13 protein-coding genes are annotated in these 15,021 nt (G+C 72.7%); 4 read left to right on the top strand and 9 right to left on the bottom strand.

Annotation, left to right across the window (positions count from 1 at the left end):
* Window positions 1-6: 6 nt before the first annotated feature.
* Together AB0I54_RS23435 and AB0I54_RS23430 are read right to left on the bottom strand one after the other, a co-directional pair.
* A complete protein-coding gene (locus AB0I54_RS23435; RefSeq protein ID WP_363298055.1) occupies window positions 7-1,461 on the bottom strand; it encodes an MFS transporter in 1,455 nt (484 codons plus the stop codon).
* The gene (locus AB0I54_RS23430; RefSeq protein ID WP_363298054.1) at window positions 1,458-1,904 is read right to left on the bottom strand and encodes a MarR family transcriptional regulator; all 447 of its coding nucleotides are present in this window, start codon (window positions 1,902-1,904) and stop codon (window positions 1,458-1,460) included. The genes AB0I54_RS23435 and AB0I54_RS23430 overlap by 4 nt, the downstream gene beginning before the upstream one ends.
* 156 nt (window positions 1,905-2,060) lie before the next feature.
* Here AB0I54_RS23430 and AB0I54_RS23425 point away from each other — a divergent pair, with 156 nt between their 5' ends.
* Together AB0I54_RS23425 and AB0I54_RS23420 are read left to right on the top strand one after the other, a co-directional pair.
* Window positions 2,061-2,561 carry a metallophosphoesterase gene (locus tag AB0I54_RS23425; protein ID WP_363298052.1) on the top strand — a complete coding sequence of 167 codons (501 nt, stop codon included), beginning with the start codon at window positions 2,061-2,063 and terminating at the stop codon, window positions 2,559-2,561.
* A 23-nt stretch (window positions 2,562-2,584) separates the two neighbouring features.
* Window positions 2,585-3,178: a GNAT family N-acetyltransferase gene (locus AB0I54_RS23420; RefSeq protein ID WP_363298051.1), complete on the top strand. Its 594-nt coding sequence runs from the start codon at window positions 2,585-2,587 to the stop codon at window positions 3,176-3,178.
* A 49-nt stretch (window positions 3,179-3,227) separates the two neighbouring features.
* Here AB0I54_RS23420 and AB0I54_RS23415 read toward each other — a convergent pair whose 3' ends face one another.
* From AB0I54_RS23415 to AB0I54_RS23385, 7 genes are read right to left on the bottom strand one after another with little or no spacing between them, the layout of a single operon-like run.
* A complete protein-coding gene (locus tag AB0I54_RS23415) occupies window positions 3,228-3,851 on the bottom strand; it encodes an SRPBCC family protein (protein ID WP_363298050.1) in 624 nt (207 codons plus the stop codon).
* A gap of 31 nt (window positions 3,852-3,882) precedes the next feature.
* Window positions 3,883-4,989 carry an XdhC family protein gene (locus AB0I54_RS23410; RefSeq protein WP_363298049.1) on the bottom strand — a complete coding sequence of 369 codons (1,107 nt, stop codon included), beginning with the start codon at window positions 4,987-4,989 and terminating at the stop codon, window positions 3,883-3,885.
* A 27-nt stretch (window positions 4,990-5,016) separates the two neighbouring features.
* Window positions 5,017-6,198, bottom strand: a complete 1,182-nt coding sequence (locus AB0I54_RS23405) for a VWA domain-containing protein (protein ID WP_363298048.1) — start codon at window positions 6,196-6,198, stop codon at window positions 5,017-5,019.
* Window positions 6,195-7,070: a MoxR family ATPase gene (locus AB0I54_RS23400; RefSeq protein WP_363298047.1), complete on the bottom strand. Its 876-nt coding sequence runs from the start codon at window positions 7,068-7,070 to the stop codon at window positions 6,195-6,197. Before AB0I54_RS23400 ends, AB0I54_RS23405 begins: the two co-directional genes overlap by 4 nt.
* A 15-nt stretch (window positions 7,071-7,085) precedes the next feature.
* Window positions 7,086-7,940, bottom strand: coding sequence for a xanthine dehydrogenase family protein subunit M (locus tag AB0I54_RS23395; RefSeq protein WP_363298046.1), 855 nt, complete (start codon window positions 7,938-7,940; stop codon window positions 7,086-7,088).
* Window positions 7,937-10,318: a molybdopterin cofactor-binding domain-containing protein gene (locus AB0I54_RS23390; RefSeq protein WP_363298045.1), complete on the bottom strand. Its 2,382-nt coding sequence runs from the start codon at window positions 10,316-10,318 to the stop codon at window positions 7,937-7,939. The genes AB0I54_RS23395 and AB0I54_RS23390 overlap by 4 nt, the downstream gene beginning before the upstream one ends.
* The gene (locus tag AB0I54_RS23385) at window positions 10,315-10,797 is read right to left on the bottom strand and encodes a (2Fe-2S)-binding protein (protein WP_363298044.1); all 483 of its coding nucleotides are present in this window, start codon (window positions 10,795-10,797) and stop codon (window positions 10,315-10,317) included. Before AB0I54_RS23385 ends, AB0I54_RS23390 begins: the two co-directional genes overlap by 4 nt.
* Before the next feature lie 253 nt (window positions 10,798-11,050).
* On the opposite strand from AB0I54_RS23385, the gene AB0I54_RS23380 reads away from it, so the two are divergent.
* Window positions 11,051-13,021, top strand: coding sequence for a translation factor GTPase family protein (locus tag AB0I54_RS23380; RefSeq protein ID WP_363298043.1), 1,971 nt, complete (start codon window positions 11,051-11,053; stop codon window positions 13,019-13,021).
* A 90-nt stretch (window positions 13,022-13,111) separates the two neighbouring features.
* Window positions 13,112-14,974 carry an endoglycosylceramidase gene (locus AB0I54_RS23375; RefSeq protein WP_363298042.1) on the top strand — a complete coding sequence of 621 codons (1,863 nt, stop codon included), beginning with the start codon at window positions 13,112-13,114 and terminating at the stop codon, window positions 14,972-14,974.
* Window positions 14,975-15,021: the final 47 nt, after the last annotated feature.

The following is a 15,021-nucleotide window of genomic DNA, read 5'->3' as shown; positions in this document are numbered from 1 at the left end:
GATCGATCAGGCCTTTCGCGGGGTGAGTTCGCCGAGTGAACGGTCGGGGAGGGTGGTCGCCAGCAACAGTGCCGAACCGGCGAGCATGAAAAGTGCCAGGGCGTGCAGCCCGGGCGTGTCGGCGCGGTGCGGGAAGAACGCCGCGGTCGCGGCGGAGGCGCCCAGCGCGCCGAGGTACATGAAGGTGCGCAGCAGCCCGGCGGCGGAGGCGATGCGCGCGGGGTCGGCCTGCCGGTACAGGGCGTTCTGGGCGGCGAGGCCGATGAGCCCCTGCGGCACGCCCAGCACGGTCCCGACGGCGAGCAGCAGCCAGACCGGGCTGCCGGCGCCGACCAGCAGCAGTGCGGCGCAGCCGGTCATCTGCACGAGGGCCCCGACGACCAGCTTGGTGCGTACCGCCTCGCGGCGCCCGGTGAGCGTGGACACCGTCAGCGCGGCGACCATCATCGGCAGCAGCGCGAGTCCCGCCGTCGAGGCGCTCAGGCCGCGGCCCTCCTCCAGCCACTGGGTGTAGCCGTACATGAAGGAGTACGCGGTGGTGTAGCCGAGGAACTGGCGCAGATACGTGGCCAGCAGCGGGACGTTGCCGCCGAGCACGCGCAGGTCGACGAACGGGTCCGGCACCCGCAGCTCCCGGACCGCGAAGGCGGCGGCCGCGACGGCGGACAGCACGGGCAGGTACCAGCGGTCCGGCCGGGGGCCCATCAGGAACAGCATCAGCGACACCAGCACGACCGCGAACAGGGTCATGCCGGGCAGGTCCACGCTCCGTCCGTCGGTCCGCGGTCCGTTGCTCCGCTCCCCGCTCCCCGCTCCCTTGTTCCGTCCGTCGGCCCACGATGCGTCCTCGGCCCTGGGCAGCCGCAGCGTCCCCAGTGCGAGGCAGGCCGCCGAGAGGGGCACGTTGACGGTGAAGACGGCGCGCCAGCCGCCGACGCCGATGAGCAGTCCGCCGAGGACGGGGCCGATCACGGCCACTGTCTGCCCCGCGACGGCCAGGGCGGTCAGCACCCCCGCCGGGCTGTCCCGGCCGGTGCGTTCGGCCTCGCTGCGCGTCAGACGCATGGCTGCCGGATACGCGGCCGAGGTCCCGAAGCCCAGCAGCACGCGCGCCGCGATCAGCATGCCCAGGGAGGGCGCGAGCGCGCCCATCACACCGGCCACGCCCACCAGGGACGTACCGACGAGATAGAGCCGGCGCGGACCGTACATGTCCACCAGCCGGCCGATCACCGGCTGGCCCACGGCCGTGGCCAGATAGAGCGCCGAGACCAGCCACACCGTCTCGGCCGGTGGGGCCCCGAAGGCGGTCCCGATCGGCACCAGGGCCACGGCGATCATCGAGGAGTTGACCGGGTTGAGGACGGACCCCAGGACCATCGGCGCGATCAGCCGCCGGTCGAACCCGCCGGGCGCCGGGCGTGTGCCCCGTGCGGCGGGTCCCTCGGTCCTCGGTATCACTGCCGGGACAGCCGTTCCATCAGCTTCAGCGCGTCGAGGACCGTCTGCCGCTCCTCCTCGGTGAAGCGGTCCTGGAAGGCGCGGGCCAGCCACTCCTCGCGCGCCTGCCGGTTGCCCTCGACACGGGCCCGACCGGACTCGGTCAGGGTGACCAGTTGCCGGCGGCCGTCGTCGGGGTCGGGGGCGCGGCGGATCAGCCCGTGCTGGTCGAGGGCGGCGAGCGTGGCGGCCATCGACTGCGGTCGCACCCCCTCCGCGGACGCCAGGGCGCTGGCCGTGGCGGCGCCGTGCTTGCCGACCAGGGTGAGCGCCGACTCCTGGGACGGGGTGAGGACGCCCTCGGCCTCGTCCCGCGCGATCTCCCGTATACGGCGCCGCAGCCGGCTGAAGACCACCCGCAGGTCGCGTGCGGCACGGGCGGCGGAGTCGGAGATGTGGTCCATGCCGCCACCCTAAAATCGTCAGTCCAGACTGTCCAGCCCAACCTGCTCAGTTCACCTGTTCAGTTCACCTGTTCAGTTCACCTGTTCAGTCCGGCCTGCCGAGCCACGCACCCCGGCTTGCCCACCACGCACCCCGACCTGCCCTAACCTGACCCTGTGCGCCTGCTGCTCATGTCCGACACCCATGTCCCCGCGCGTGCCGAGCGACTGCCGGAGCGACTGCTCGCCGAACTCCCGCACGCCGACGTGGTGTTCCACGCCGGCGACTGGGTCGACACCGCCACCCTGGACCTGCTGGAGAGCCACAGCCGCCGGCTGATCGGGGTGTACGGCAACAACGACGGCCCGGAGCTGCGCGCCCGGCTCCCCGAGGTGGCGTACGCCGAACTCGGCGGCCTGCGCTTCGGCGTCGTCCACGAGACCGGCCCTGCCGAGGGCCGCGAGGTCCGCAGCGCGGCCCGCTTCCCCGACCTCGACGTGCTGGTCTTCGGGCACAGCCACATCCCCTGGGACACCACCGCCCCCTCCGGACTGCGCCTGATCAACCCCGGCTCGCCGACCGACCGCCGCCGCCAGCCCCACTGCACCTATCTGACGGCGACCGTCACCGACGGTGCGCTCAAGGACGTGACGCTGCACCGTCTGCCGCGGCGGTAGGGACCGTGTGGCAGGATGCCGCGATGATCTTCAGCCCAGGCATCCCGCCGGTCGTTCCCGCAGGCCGCATGACCCGTGCCGACCAGCCCGTCCTGGCGCTGCCCAGCGGCCTGGAACTGCGGCCGTGGCGCCCCGACGACGCCGACGCGCTGCTGGCCGCCGGGCAGGACCCCGCGATCCGCCGGTGGAACCTCTTCACCGTCGAGAGCCGTGCCGAGGCCTGCCGCAGGATCGAGCGCATGCGGGAGCGCTGGCGGGCCGAGACGGGTGCCGTCTGGGCCGTCGCCCGGCCGGGCGCCGCGGCGACGGGGCTCATCGGCTGGAACGACATCGATCTCGCGGGCGGCAGCGCCGAGATCGTCTACTGGGTCCTGCCCGAGGCCCGTGGCGGCGGCATCGTCGTCGAGGCGACGCGGCGGCTCAGCCGCTGGGCGCTGGACGAACTCGGCCTGCACCGACTGCGGCTGTGCCACTCCGTCGCCAACCCGGCGTCCTGCCGGGTGGCCGAGAAGGCGGGCTACCTGCTGGAAGGCACCATGCGCGGAGCACTGCTGCACGCGGACGGCTGGCACGACCAGCATCTGCACGCCCTCGTCCAGGGCGACGGCGACGTCTGAACCCGTCCAGGGCGACGGCGACGTCTGAACCCGTCCCGCGCGACGGCGGTCAGCGCCGCTTGCGACGCCGTACGCGCGCCAGGATTCCCGCCACCACCAGCGCCACCGCCGCGGCGATCCCCGCCGCGATGCCGGCCCGCTTCGCCACCGGCACGCCGGCCGTGCGGAGCAGGTCCAGCGGCTCGGTCTCGGGCGGGTGCACATCGGTGACGGTGGGCGTGGCGGTGGCCGGTTCGGCCAGGCGTTCCGACAGACAGGCCGCGAACTGGCCCACCACCCGGTCGCCCACCTCCGCCATCACCCCGCGTCCGAACTGGGCCGGGCGTCCGGTGACCGTCAGATCGGTGCGGACCGACACGGCGGTTCCGCCGTCCAGTTCGCTGAGCGTGCCGGTCACCGTGGCCCGGGCCGTGCCCTGGCCGCGGGTCTCGCGCCCGCTGGCGATGAGGACGATGCGATGGGCGGACTCGTCCTGTTCCTCGAAGACGGCGGTTCCCTTGTACGTCACCGTGATCGGCCCGACCTTGACCTTCACCGATCCGGTCACGGTCTTGCCGTCGTAGTCCTCCACGGTCGCCCCGGGCATGCACGGCGCGACGCGCTCGATGTCGAGGAGCGCCCGCCAGGCGTCCGGGACCGGGACGGGAACGGTGAACTCGTGCTGCAGTTCCATGACTTCCTCCTCGCGTTCGGGCTGCTGGTGGTCAGCCGGATCCGGCGGGGTGGATCGCCCCCGCGGTCAGGGTCAGCGGCGCACCGGTGCCGCCCCAGCGCAGCGCGACGATCTCGGCGGCGACGGAGATCGCGACCTCCTCGGGCGTACGGGCGCCGAGGTCGAGCCCGACCGGCGAGCGCAGCCGGGCCAGTTCGGCCTCCGTGAGACCGGCGTCGACCAGCCGTTTGTGGCGTTCGTCGTGGGTACGCCGGCTGCCCATCGCCCCGATGTAGGCGGCCGGCCGGCGCAGCGCCTCCTCCAGCAGCGGCACATCGAACTTCGGGTCGTGGGTCAGGACGCAGATCACCGTCCGCTCGTCGGTCTGCGTGCCGCTCAGATAGCGGTGCGGCCAGTCCACGACGACCTCCACGCCCGGCGGGAACCGCTTGGGCGTCGCGAAGACCGGGCGGGCGTCGCACACGGTGACCCGGTAGCCGAGGAAGTCGCCGAGGCGGGCCACCGCGGCCGCGTAGTCGATGGCGCCGAAGACCAGCATCCGCGGGGGTGGCGCGAAGGAGTGGAGGAACACGGTGACGTCGTCCTCGCGCCGCTCGCCGTGCGGGCCGTAGTGGCGCAGGCCCGTGGCTCCGAGGGCGAGTTCACCGCGCGCGTCGGCGGTGACCGCGACGTCCAGACCGCTCGCGCCGAGCGTGCCGGTCACCGTGTCGGGCCAGACGGCCAGGGTGGCCCCGCGCGGCGCGGGCCCGTCGACCACCGTGGCCACGGTCACCGGTTCGCCCGCGGCGACCGACGCGGCGACCGCGCCGAACCCGGGGTCGGACTCGGGCGTGACGGGCCGCACCAGCAGGGTGATCTCGCCGCCGCAGGTGAGGCCGACCGCGAAGGCGTCCTCGTCGCTGTACCCGAAGGTCTCCAGGCGCGCCTCCCCGCTCGCCACCACCTCCTGCGCGAGCTCGTACACCGCCCCCTCCACACAACCCCCGGACACACTGCCCACGACCTCGTCGTCGGGCCCCACCGCCATGGCGGCACCGGGGCCGCGCGGCGCGCTGCGGCTGACCGCGACGACCGTGGCCAGACCGAACGGGGTCCGCGCCGCGTACCAGCGGTTCAGCGCCGGCAGAATCTCACGCACGATCCGCTCCTCTCACACCCGTTCGGGTCACACCCGTTCCGAGTCCCGCTCCACTTGGGCCAGTTCCGCATAGGCCACCTCGACGGAGGCCGCCTCCGCCCCGCGCACCACCGCCGCGAGCCGCTCCAGTGCCGCGAGGCTGTGTCCCTCGACGAAGGCGTCCACGCTCGGCAGCGCCGCCGCCATCCCGGCGGCCAGGGGCGCATAGCCGGGACGTGCCTTGCGCGGATTGGCCCAGACCACCCGGTGCGCCAGCCCGTGCAAGCGTCGCATCTGCGCCCCGAGCAGCTCCGGATCGCCACGCTCCCACCCGTCCGACAGCAGCACCACCACCGCCCCGCGCGCCATGCCCCGCTGCCCCCAGCGGTTCAGGAACTCGCGCAGCAGCTGGCCCAGCCGAGTACCGCCGCGCCAGTCGGGCACCGCGTCCGCGACCGCCGCCATCGCCAGGTCCGGGTCGCGGTGCGCGAGCTCGCGGGTCACCCGGGTCAGCCGGGTGCCGATCGTGAACACCTCCGTACGACCGCCCCGGGCCGCGGCGTGGGCGAACCGCAGCAGCGCGTCGGCGTACGGCGCCATCGAGCCGCTGACATCCACCAGCAGCACGACCCGGCGGGGCCGTTCGACCCGCGCGTGGCGCCGCAGCCGGGCCGGTTCACCACCGCGTCGCAGCAGCTCCCGGACCGTGCGGCGCGGATCGACGTCCCCGCGCCGGGCCGGCCGTCGCCGCGCCGTGCGCCGTGTCTGCGCGCGCAGCGCGAACGCGGCCAGCAGCCGGTCGAGCTGGGCCCGCTCGGCGGCGTCCAGCCCGGCGACGTCACGGTGCCGCAGCACCTCGGCGGAACTGGCCAGCGTGGCGGTGGGCGGACCCTCGGGGGTGCCGTCGCCGGGGGCACGGGCGCCGGCCGGAGCGTCCCGTGGCAGGGGGCGCAGCCGGGGCGGGGGAGCGGCCCGCAGGGGCCGGCGCGCGGGCTCGCCGCCGGGCCCGAAGTACGCGGCGAACACCCGGTCGTAGCGCTCCAGGTCGTCCCGTCCGCCGCACAGCGTCAGCCGGCCCGCCCAGTACACATCCGCGCGCACCCCTGGCCGCAGCGTGTCCAGGGCCCGCCAGAACGCCTGCAAGCGGTCGGCGCTCGCGTCGATGCCCGCCGCGCGCAGGGCACGGGCGAAACCCAGCAGGACGGCATCCGCGGCGGGCACGCCCCTCACGCTCCCTTCGCCGCGAGCACCGCCGCGAGATCGAGCCCCCGGGCCCGCTCGGCGTCCTCCCGGTACTTCAGCACCGACCCCAGCGTCGCCACGGCCAGCTCGGCGTCCACCTCGCTCGCCCCCAGCGCGTCCAGGGCCTGCGCCCAGTCGATCGTCTCGGCCACCCCCGGCGGCTTGACCAGGTCCGCCGCCCGCAGCGCCTGCACCAGGCCGGTGACCTGCTCGGCCAGGCGCGCCGACACGTCCGGCAACCTGCTGCGCACGATGGCGAGTTCACGGGCGAACCCGGGATGGTCGAACCAGTGGTACAGACACCGGCGCTTGAGCGCGTCGTGCACCTCCCTGGTGCGGTTCGACGTCAGTACGACGACCGGCGGCACCTCGGCGCGCAGGGTGCCGAGCTCCGGGATCGTCACCGAGAACTCGGACAGCAACTCCAGCAGGAACGCCTCGAACTCGTCGTCGGCCCGGTCGATCTCGTCGACCAGCAGCACCGACGGCTGTGTCTGCAGCGCCCGCAGCAGCGGCCGGGCGATCAGGAAGCGCCGGTCGTACAGCTCGCTCTCCAGCTGTTCCGCGTCCTTCACCCCGGCCGCCTCGGCGGCCCGCAGGTGCAGCAGCTGACGCGGGAAGTCCCAGTCGTACAGGGCCTGCGAGGCGTCGATGCCCTCGTGGCACTGCAACCGGATCAGCGGCGCGTCGAGCGCCTCGGCGAGGGCGGACGCGAGCGCGGTCTTGCCCACGCCCGCGTCGCCCTCGCAGAAGAGCGGCCGGTGCAGCCTCACCGCCAGGAAGCAGGCGATGGCCAGACCGTCGTCGAGGAGGTATCCGGTCTCCTCCAGCCGGGCCCGCACCTGCTCCGGGTCGTCCATCCGGGTGATCGGCGCTCACCCCATTCCGGTGGCGGTCAGGACCGCCCGCTTGGTCAGCACCCGTGCGAGGTGCGCGCGGTACTCGGGCGAGGCCGACACGTCCCGCGACGGCTGGGTGCCCTCGGCAGCCGCCTCGGCGGCCCGCGCCACGGCCTGTGGGTCCCCGGCACCGGCCAGGGCCCGCTCGGCCGCGGCGGCCCGCAGCGGGGTCGCGCCCATGTTGGTCAGCCCGACGCGTGCCTCGGCGATGTGCCCGTCGTCGCGCCGCACCAGGGCCGCCACGCCGACGATCGCCCAGGCCTGGGCGACCCGGTGGAACTTCTCGTAGTGGAAGCTCCAGCCGTCCTTCTTCGGTACCCGCACCTCCACCAGGAGTTCGTCGGGCGCCAGCGCCGACTGGAGGTAGTCGAGGAAGAACTCGCCCGCCGGGATCGTGCGCCGTCCGCCCGGTCCGACGGCGACCAGCTCGGCGTCCAGGGCCAGCACCACGGCCGGGAGGTCCCCGGCCGGGTCGGCGTGCGCGAGCGAGCCGCCGAGGGTGCCCCGGTGCCGTACCGCCGGGTCGGCGACGGTGGCCGTGGCGGCCGCCAGCAGACCGGCGTGCCGGCGTACCAGCGGGTCGCGGATCACGTCGTGGTGCGTGGTCATCGCGCCGATGACGAGCGTGTCGCCGTCCTCGCGGACCCCGCGCAGCTCAGGGATCCGGCCGACGTCCACGACCAGCTCCGGGAAGGCCAGCCGCAGCCTCAGCAGCGGCAGCAGGCTCTGTCCGCCGGCCAGCACCTTCGCGTCCTCGCCCGCGTCCGCGAGCGTGCGCACCGCCTCGTCGACGCTCGACGGACGGGCGTAGTCGAATGCGGGGGGAATCATGCCGAGGCCTCCTTACCCGAACCCGCTGCCTGCACGGCCTGCCAGACCCGCTCCGGGGTGCACGGCATCCGTACGTCCTGCACACCCAGTGGCCTGAGCGCGTCCACGACGGCGTTGACGACGGCCGGTGTCGAGGCGATCGTCCCGGACTCCCCGACCCCCTTGGCCCCGAGCGGGTTGGAGGTCGCCGGAGTCTCCGTCCGGTCGGTCACGAAGTCCGGCAGGTCCGCGGCCGACGGCACGAGGTAGTCGGCCATGGTGCCGGTGACGAGGTTGCCCTCGTCGTCGTACACGGCCTCCTCGAACAGCGCCTGCGCGATGCCCTGCGCGATGCCGCCGTGCACCTGTCCCTCGACGATCATCGGGTTGATGACCCGGCCGACGTCGTCGACGCAGACGTACGACCGGATGCTGGTCCGCCCGGTCTCGGTGTCGACCTCGACCGCGCACAGGTGGGTGCCGTGCGGGTAGGAGAAGTTCTCCGGGTCGACCAGGTGCTCGGCGTTGATGGTGGGTTCCATGCCGTCGGGCAGGTCGTGCGAGGAGAACGTCTCGAAGGCGACCTCCTGGATGGTCCTGCGTGCCTCGGGCGAGCCCTTCACGGAGAACACGCCGCCGCTGAAGTCCAGGTCCTGCTCGCTGGCTTCGAGCAGATGGGCCGCGACCTTCCGCGCCTTCTCCACCACCTTCTCGGCCGCCCGGTGCACGGCCGCCCCGCCGACGACCAGGGACCGTGAGCCGTAGGTGTCCATGCCCTGCGGGGCCGCCTTGGTGTCGCCGTGCACCACCTCGATGTCCTCGAACGGCACGCCCAGCACATCGGCGGCGATCTGGCTCCAGCTGGTGACGTGCCCCTGGCCGTGCGGGCTGGTGCCGGTGACCACCTCGACCTTGCCGGTGGGCAGCATGCGGATGCTCGCCGCCTCCCAGCCGCCGGCCGCGTACCTGAGGTCGCGCAGCACCCGGCTCGGTGCCAGGCCGCACATCTCGGTGTACGTCGACACGCCGATGCCGAGGCGTACGGGGTCGCCGCGCTCGTTGCGCTTGTGCTGCTCGGCGCGCAGGTCGTCGTACCCGAACAGGGCGAGTGCCTTCTCGGTGGCCGCCTCGTAGTTGCCGCTGTCGTAGGTCAGCCCGGCGATCGAGGTGTACGGGAACTCCTCGTGCCGGATCCAGTTCCGGCGCCGCAGCTCCACCGGGTCCAGATCGAGTTCGGCCGCCAGTTCGTCCATGATCCGCTCGATGGCGAACGTCGCCTCCGGGCGCCCGGCGCCGCGGTAGGCGTCGGTGGGGGTGCGGGTGGTGAAGACGCCGGTGCAGTTGAACTCGTAGGCGTCCATCTTGTAGATCCCCGGGTACATGAAGGCGCCGAGGATCGGGATGCCGGGCGTGACGAGCATCAGATACGCGCCCATGTCGGCGAGCAGATCCACCTTCAGGCCGAGGAGCCTGCCGTCACGGGTGGCGGCGACCTCGACGTCCTGGATCATGCCGCGGCCGTGATGGGTGGCGAGATAGCCCTCGGAGCGGGACTCGGTCCACTTCACCGGCCGGCCCAGCCGCCGGGCGACCGCGACGGCGATGGCCTCCTCGCCGTACACCTGGAGCTTGGAGCCGAAGCCGCCGCCCACGTCCGGGGCGATCACCCGGAGCTTGTGCTCGGGGACGCCGGTGACCATCGCCAGCATGATCCGCAGGATGTGCGGGATCTGTGTGGCCGAGTAGACGGTGTACTCGCCGGATGCGGCGAGCGGGGTGACGACCACCGCGCGCGGCTCCATCGCGTTGGGGATGAGCCGCTGCTGGTGGTAGCGGCGCTTCACGGTGACCTCGGCGCGCTCCCGGACCGTCTCGAAGCTCTCACCGGTGGCGAGCGGCCAGAGGTAGCTGCGGTTGGTGCCCTTGTCGGAGTGGACCAGGGGGGAGCCCTCGGCCAGCGCGGCCTCCAGGTCGAGCACCGGGGGCAGCGGGTCGTAGTCGACCTCGATCGCCTCCAGCGCGTCGGCGGCCGCGTACCGGTCGCGGGCCACCACGACCGCCACCGGGTCGCCGGCGTAGCGCACCTCGTCGACGGCGATGGGCGGGTGGTCGGGCAGCACGATGTCCTCGGTCACCGGCCAGGCGCACGGCAGCGAACCCATTCCCTCGGCGAGGTCGGCGCCGCTGAACGCCGCGACGACACCGGGGCGTTCCAAAGCGGGGGAGACATCGACCCGTGCGATGCGGGCGTGGGCCATCGGGCTGCGCAGAATCGCCAGGTGCAGCAGTCCGGTGACCTGGATGTTGTCGGTCCAGTTGGTCTGGCCGGTGATCAGCCGGGCGTCCTCCTTGCGCAGCCGGGAGCGTCCGACCTCGCCTTCGACGGCCTGATCGGTCATGCCGTCACCTCCTCGACCAACTGTTCCCCGGAGGCGGCGAGCACCGCGCGGACGATGTTCTGGTAACCGGTGCAGCGGCAGAGGTTGCCCTCCAGGGCGTGGCGCACCTCGTGCGGGGCGGGGTGCGGGTTCTCGGTCAGCAGATCGCGTGCGGCCATGATCATCCCCGGGGTGCAGTAGCCGCACTGCAGGCCGTGCTGCTCGTGGAACGCCCGCTGCAGCGCCGTCCACTCGCCGTTCTCGGCCAGCCCCTGGACGGTGGTCACCTCGCTCCCGTCCGCCTGGACGGCCAGCACCGAGCAGCTCTTGACGCTCGCCCCGTCCAGGGCGACGGTGCACGCCCCGCAGTTCGAGGTGTCGCAACCGATCGTGGTGCCGGTCAGGCCGAGGCGGTCGCGCAGGTAGTGGGCCAGGAGCAGACGGGGTTCCACGTCGTCCTCGTACGTCGTGCCGTCCACCTTCACCTTGATGTGGGTCATGTGCCCTCCAGACCGTGCGGGCGTGGGAGAGGGAAATCAGCAACCGAACGTGATGTGGGTCACTCTATGACCACCCCTTGGATGCGGCGAGTGCTGTGACGGGCTTTCGTTGAGCGTTAATCCATTGCCGCTCGGGCCCGGATCCTGCTCCACTGCACGGAACCAGTCGTCACCCGGAGAGGACCAGAGATGCGCACTGCGTGCATGTCCACCCAGGAAGGAATCCCATCCATGCCGAAGGACATCACGCTCAGTGCACCTGCTCAATCTCGGAATTCTCGCGCACGTAGACGCCGGTAAGACCAGCCTGACCGAACGGCTGCTGCACACGGCCGGGGTCATCGACCGGCTCGGCAGCGTCGACGACGGAAACACCCGGACCGACACCCTCGCGCTCGAACGGCAGCGCGGTATCACCATCAAGTCCGCCGTCGTCTCCTTCCCGCTCGACGGTGTGACCGTCAACCTCATCGACACCCCCGGCCACCCCGACTTCATCGCCGAGGTGGAGCGGGTCCTCGGTGTGCTCGACGGCGCCGTCCTGGTCGTCTCGGCGGTCGAGGGCGTCCAGGCGCAGACCCGTGTGCTGATGCGGACGCTGCGACGGCTGCGCATCCCCACCCTGGTCTTCGTCAACAAGATCGACCGGCGCGGCGCACAGGACGAGCCCGTGCTGCGGGCGATGGCCCGGCGGCTCACACGGGCGGTCGTACCGATGGGCACGGCCACCGGACTCGGCACCCGCGAAGCCCGCTTCGTCCCCGGACTGGGCCCGGCCGCGCTCGACGCCCTCGCCGACCTCGACGACGAGCTGCTGACCGCGTACGTCGAGGACACCGTCTCGTACGACCGACTGCGCACCGTCCTCGCCGACCGGACCCGGCAGGCACTCGCCCATCCGGTCTACTTCGGCTCCGCCGTCACCGGCGCCGGCGTGCCCGAGCTGATCACCGGCATCGAACGGCTGCTGCCCCCGGCCGGGGGCGACCCCGACGGCGAGCTGTCCGGCACGGTCTTCAAGGTCGAGCGGGGCCCGGCGGGGGAGAAGATCGCCTACGCGCGCATCTTCACCGGCACCCTCCGCGCCCGCGACCGGGTCCTCTTCGGAGCGACCCCCGAAGAGGGCAAGGTCACCGCGGTCAGCGTCTTCGAGCGGGGCGCGGACCTCCGGCAGGAGAGCATCGGGGCCGGCCGGATCGGCCGGCTGTGGGGCCTGGGCGGCATCAGGATCGGTGACCCGATCGGGGTACCGAGGGCGGGGCGGCAGCGTCACTTCGCCCCGCCGACCCTGGAGACGGTCGTCGTCCCGGGACCGGGCGTGGACCGGCGCTCGCTGCACATCGCGCTCACCCAGCTCGCCGAACAGGACCCGCTCATCGACGTGCGCCACGACGAGGTGCGGCAGGAGGCCTCGGTCTCGCTCTACGGCGAGGTGCAGAAGGAGGTCGTCCAGGCGACCCTCGCCGACGAGTACGGGCTGGACGTCACCTTCCGCGAGACGACGACCCTGTGCATCGAGCGTCCCGCGGGCACGGGGTCGGCCGTCGAGTTCAACAAGAAGGCCCCCAACCCGTTCCTCGCGACCGTCGGGCTGCGCGTCGATCCGGCCCCGGTCGGCGCGGGCGTGGACTTCCGGCTCGAAGTGGAGCTGGGCGCCATGCCGTACGCCTTCTTCAAGGCCGTCGAGGACACGGTCCGCGAGACACTCGGGCAGGGGCTGCACGGCTGGCGGGTCACCGACTGCACGGTCACCATGACCCACTCCGGCTACTCGCCCCGGCAGAGCCACGCCCACCAGGGCTTCGACAAGAGCATGTCCAGCACCGGGGCGGACTTCCGCGGGCTCACCCCGCTCGTCCTGGTCGACGCGCTGCGCCGCGCGGGCACCCGGGTGTACGAGCCCATGCACCGCTTCCGTCTGGAGGCCCCGGCGGACACCCTGGGCGGCCTGCTCCCGGTGCTCGCCCGGCTCGGGGCGGTGCCGCAGACCACCGGGACGCACGGCTCCAGCTGTGTCCTGGAGGGCTCGGTACCGGCTGCCCGGGTGCACGGGCTGGGGCAGCGACTGCCGGGCCTGACCCGGGGTGAGGGCGAGCTGGAGAGCGCCTTCGACCACTACGCGCCGGTCACCCGGGGCACGGTCCCCGAGCGGCCGCGTACCGACCACAACCCGCTGAACCGCAAGGAGTACCTGCTGAACGTGACGCACCGGGTGAGCGGCTGAGGGGAGCGGCGGGGCCGACGAGGCGCGGCCGAAACAGAACTTACTCTGGAGTCAGCAGGGTTGACGGTGTCCGGAAATCACCGGACTGTAATGGACATGACGAATATCCGGGCGCGTTTGTTCGTTGTCCTGGTTGTCCTCTGTGGATTCCTGGTGGTGGCCGGCACCTCGCCCGCCACCGCCGCCACCCCTTCCGACTCCCTCTGGTTCGACGGCACCGCCCTCACGGTGCAGAGCGGCCGCTTCGTCGACGGCCAGGGCCGCGAGGTCGTCCTGCGCGGCTACAACGTCTCCGGCGAGACCAAGCTGGAGGAGAACGGCGGCCTGCCCTTCGCCTCGGTCGCCGACGCACGGAAGTCGGCCACCGCGCTGCGTGCCCTCGGCGGCGGCAACGCGGTCCGCTTCCTCCTCTCCTGGGCCCACGCCGAGCCCGTGCGGGGCCAGGTCGACACCGCGTATCTGGCCGCCGCCACCGAGCAGATGCGCGCCTTCCTCGACGCCGGCGTCCGCGTCTACCCCGACTTCCACCAGGACCTCTACTCCCGCCACCTCTTCGACCCGGGCAGCTGGTACACCGGAGACGGTGGCCCCAAGTGGGCGGTGGACCTCGGCAGTTACCCCACCGAGTCCTGCGGGATCTGCTTCTTCTGGGGTCAGAACATCACCCAGAACTCGGCCGTGACGAAGGCGCAGTACGACTTCTGGCACAACAACTACGGCCTCCAGGAGGCCTTCCTGGCCACGGCGCAGTCGACGATGGCGTACCTCGCCCAGCACCTCACGGACACCGAGTTCACGGGCGTCGTGGGCTTCGACCCGTACAACGAGCCGTACGCGGGCAGCTACGACTCCGGCCAGACCAGCCGCACCTGGGAGCGGGACCTGCTGTGGCCCTTCTACCAGAGGTTCCGGGCCCGCATGGACGCGGCCGGCTGGCAGGCCAAGCCCGCCTTCGTCGAGCCGAACCTCTTCTGGAACGCCAACATCTCCTCCCAGAAGCAGGAGGGCGGACTGCTGGACGCGGGCACGCTCGGGTCGCGCTATGTCTTCAACACCCACTTCTACGACCAGAAGGCCATCTCCGGCATCCTGATGTGGGGCAAGGCGGCCGACGGCCAGTACACGGCCGACTTCGGCACGATCCGCGACCGCGCCTCGGCCGCCGGGACCGCGGCCGTGGTCAGCGAGTACGGCCACCCCCTGTCCGGGACCGTGTCGGACAAGGCACCGACCGTGCTCAAGGCGATGTACCAGTCCCTCGACTCCCGTCTCTCCGGCGCGGGTTGGTGGTCCGACCCGGTGTCCTCCGGCCCGGTCCTGTCCGGCTCCCAGTGGCAGTGGGACATCTACAACGGACGTCACCACGAGCTGATGAACGGCAACCCGGACAAGGTCCGCACCTCCGGCGACGCCTGGAACGACGAGGACCTCTCCGCCGTGCGGCTGGACGACTCCGGCACGGTGGCCCTCCGGCAGGACTCCCGCCTGCTCGACCGGATCTACCCGAGCGCCACCTCGGGCACCACCGCCGCCTTCACCTACGAGGACCGCTCCCGGGACGGCTCGGCCACCCTGACGTGGAACCCGGTGCCGAGTTCGCTCCCGAACGTGTCGCGCCTGGTGGGCTCCGGCCAGTACGGCGTTCTGGTGTGGCGCTCGGGCAGTGGTACGGCACCCACCGAGCTGCATCTGCCGGCCTCCTTCCCGGCGTCGGCCACCACGGTCGTCTCCGACCTGGGCACGGTGTACGCGCCCCCGTCGTACACCGCCTCGACCCCGGTCGGCGTGGCCCCCGAACCGGGCGGCACCGGCAGCCGCCGCCTGCTGCTCACCGACGCGGACTCGGGTGTCCTGCACTACGCGCTGGTGACCAACGGGGCGACGGCGCCGTCCGCGGACCTGCTGAGCGCCGCGCGGTCCGAGCTGGCGGCGTGGGCGACGGCCCACTTCTGACAGCGGACCGGCCTCCGGGGCGGTGCGTGTGCACCCCGGAGGCCGGG

Origin of the sequence: Streptomyces sp. NPDC050625 (assembly GCF_040654755.1) — a bacterium.
GTDB lineage: Bacteria > Actinomycetota > Actinomycetes > Streptomycetales > Streptomycetaceae > Streptomyces.
The sequence above is the reverse complement of the archived record's forward strand: the minus strand, read 5'-3'. Positions and strand labels throughout refer to the sequence as shown.

What these genes read in the sequence shown, in the direction of transcription:
- AB0I54_RS23390 (WP_363298045.1), bottom strand. Translation starts at nt 10,318, where the DNA reads ATGACCGATCAGGCCGTCGAAGGCGAGGTCGGACGCTCCCGGCTGCGC.
- AB0I54_RS23385 (WP_363298044.1), bottom strand. Translation starts at nt 10,797, where the DNA reads ATGACCCACATCAAGGTGAAGGTGGACGGCACGACGTACGAGGACGAC.
- AB0I54_RS23395 (WP_363298046.1), bottom strand. Translation starts at nt 7,940, where the DNA reads ATGATTCCCCCCGCATTCGACTACGCCCGTCCGTCGAGCGTCGACGAG.
- AB0I54_RS23420 (WP_363298051.1), top strand. Translation starts at nt 2,585, where the DNA reads ATGATCTTCAGCCCAGGCATCCCGCCGGTCGTTCCCGCAGGCCGCATG.
- AB0I54_RS23430 (WP_363298054.1), bottom strand. Translation starts at nt 1,904, where the DNA reads ATGGACCACATCTCCGACTCCGCCGCCCGTGCCGCACGCGACCTGCGG.
- AB0I54_RS23400 (WP_363298047.1), bottom strand. Translation starts at nt 7,070, where the DNA reads ATGGACGACCCGGAGCAGGTGCGGGCCCGGCTGGAGGAGACCGGATAC.
- AB0I54_RS23415 (WP_363298050.1), bottom strand. Translation starts at nt 3,851, where the DNA reads ATGGAACTGCAGCACGAGTTCACCGTTCCCGTCCCGGTCCCGGACGCC.
- AB0I54_RS23375 (WP_363298042.1), top strand. Translation starts at nt 13,112, where the DNA reads ATGGACATGACGAATATCCGGGCGCGTTTGTTCGTTGTCCTGGTTGTC.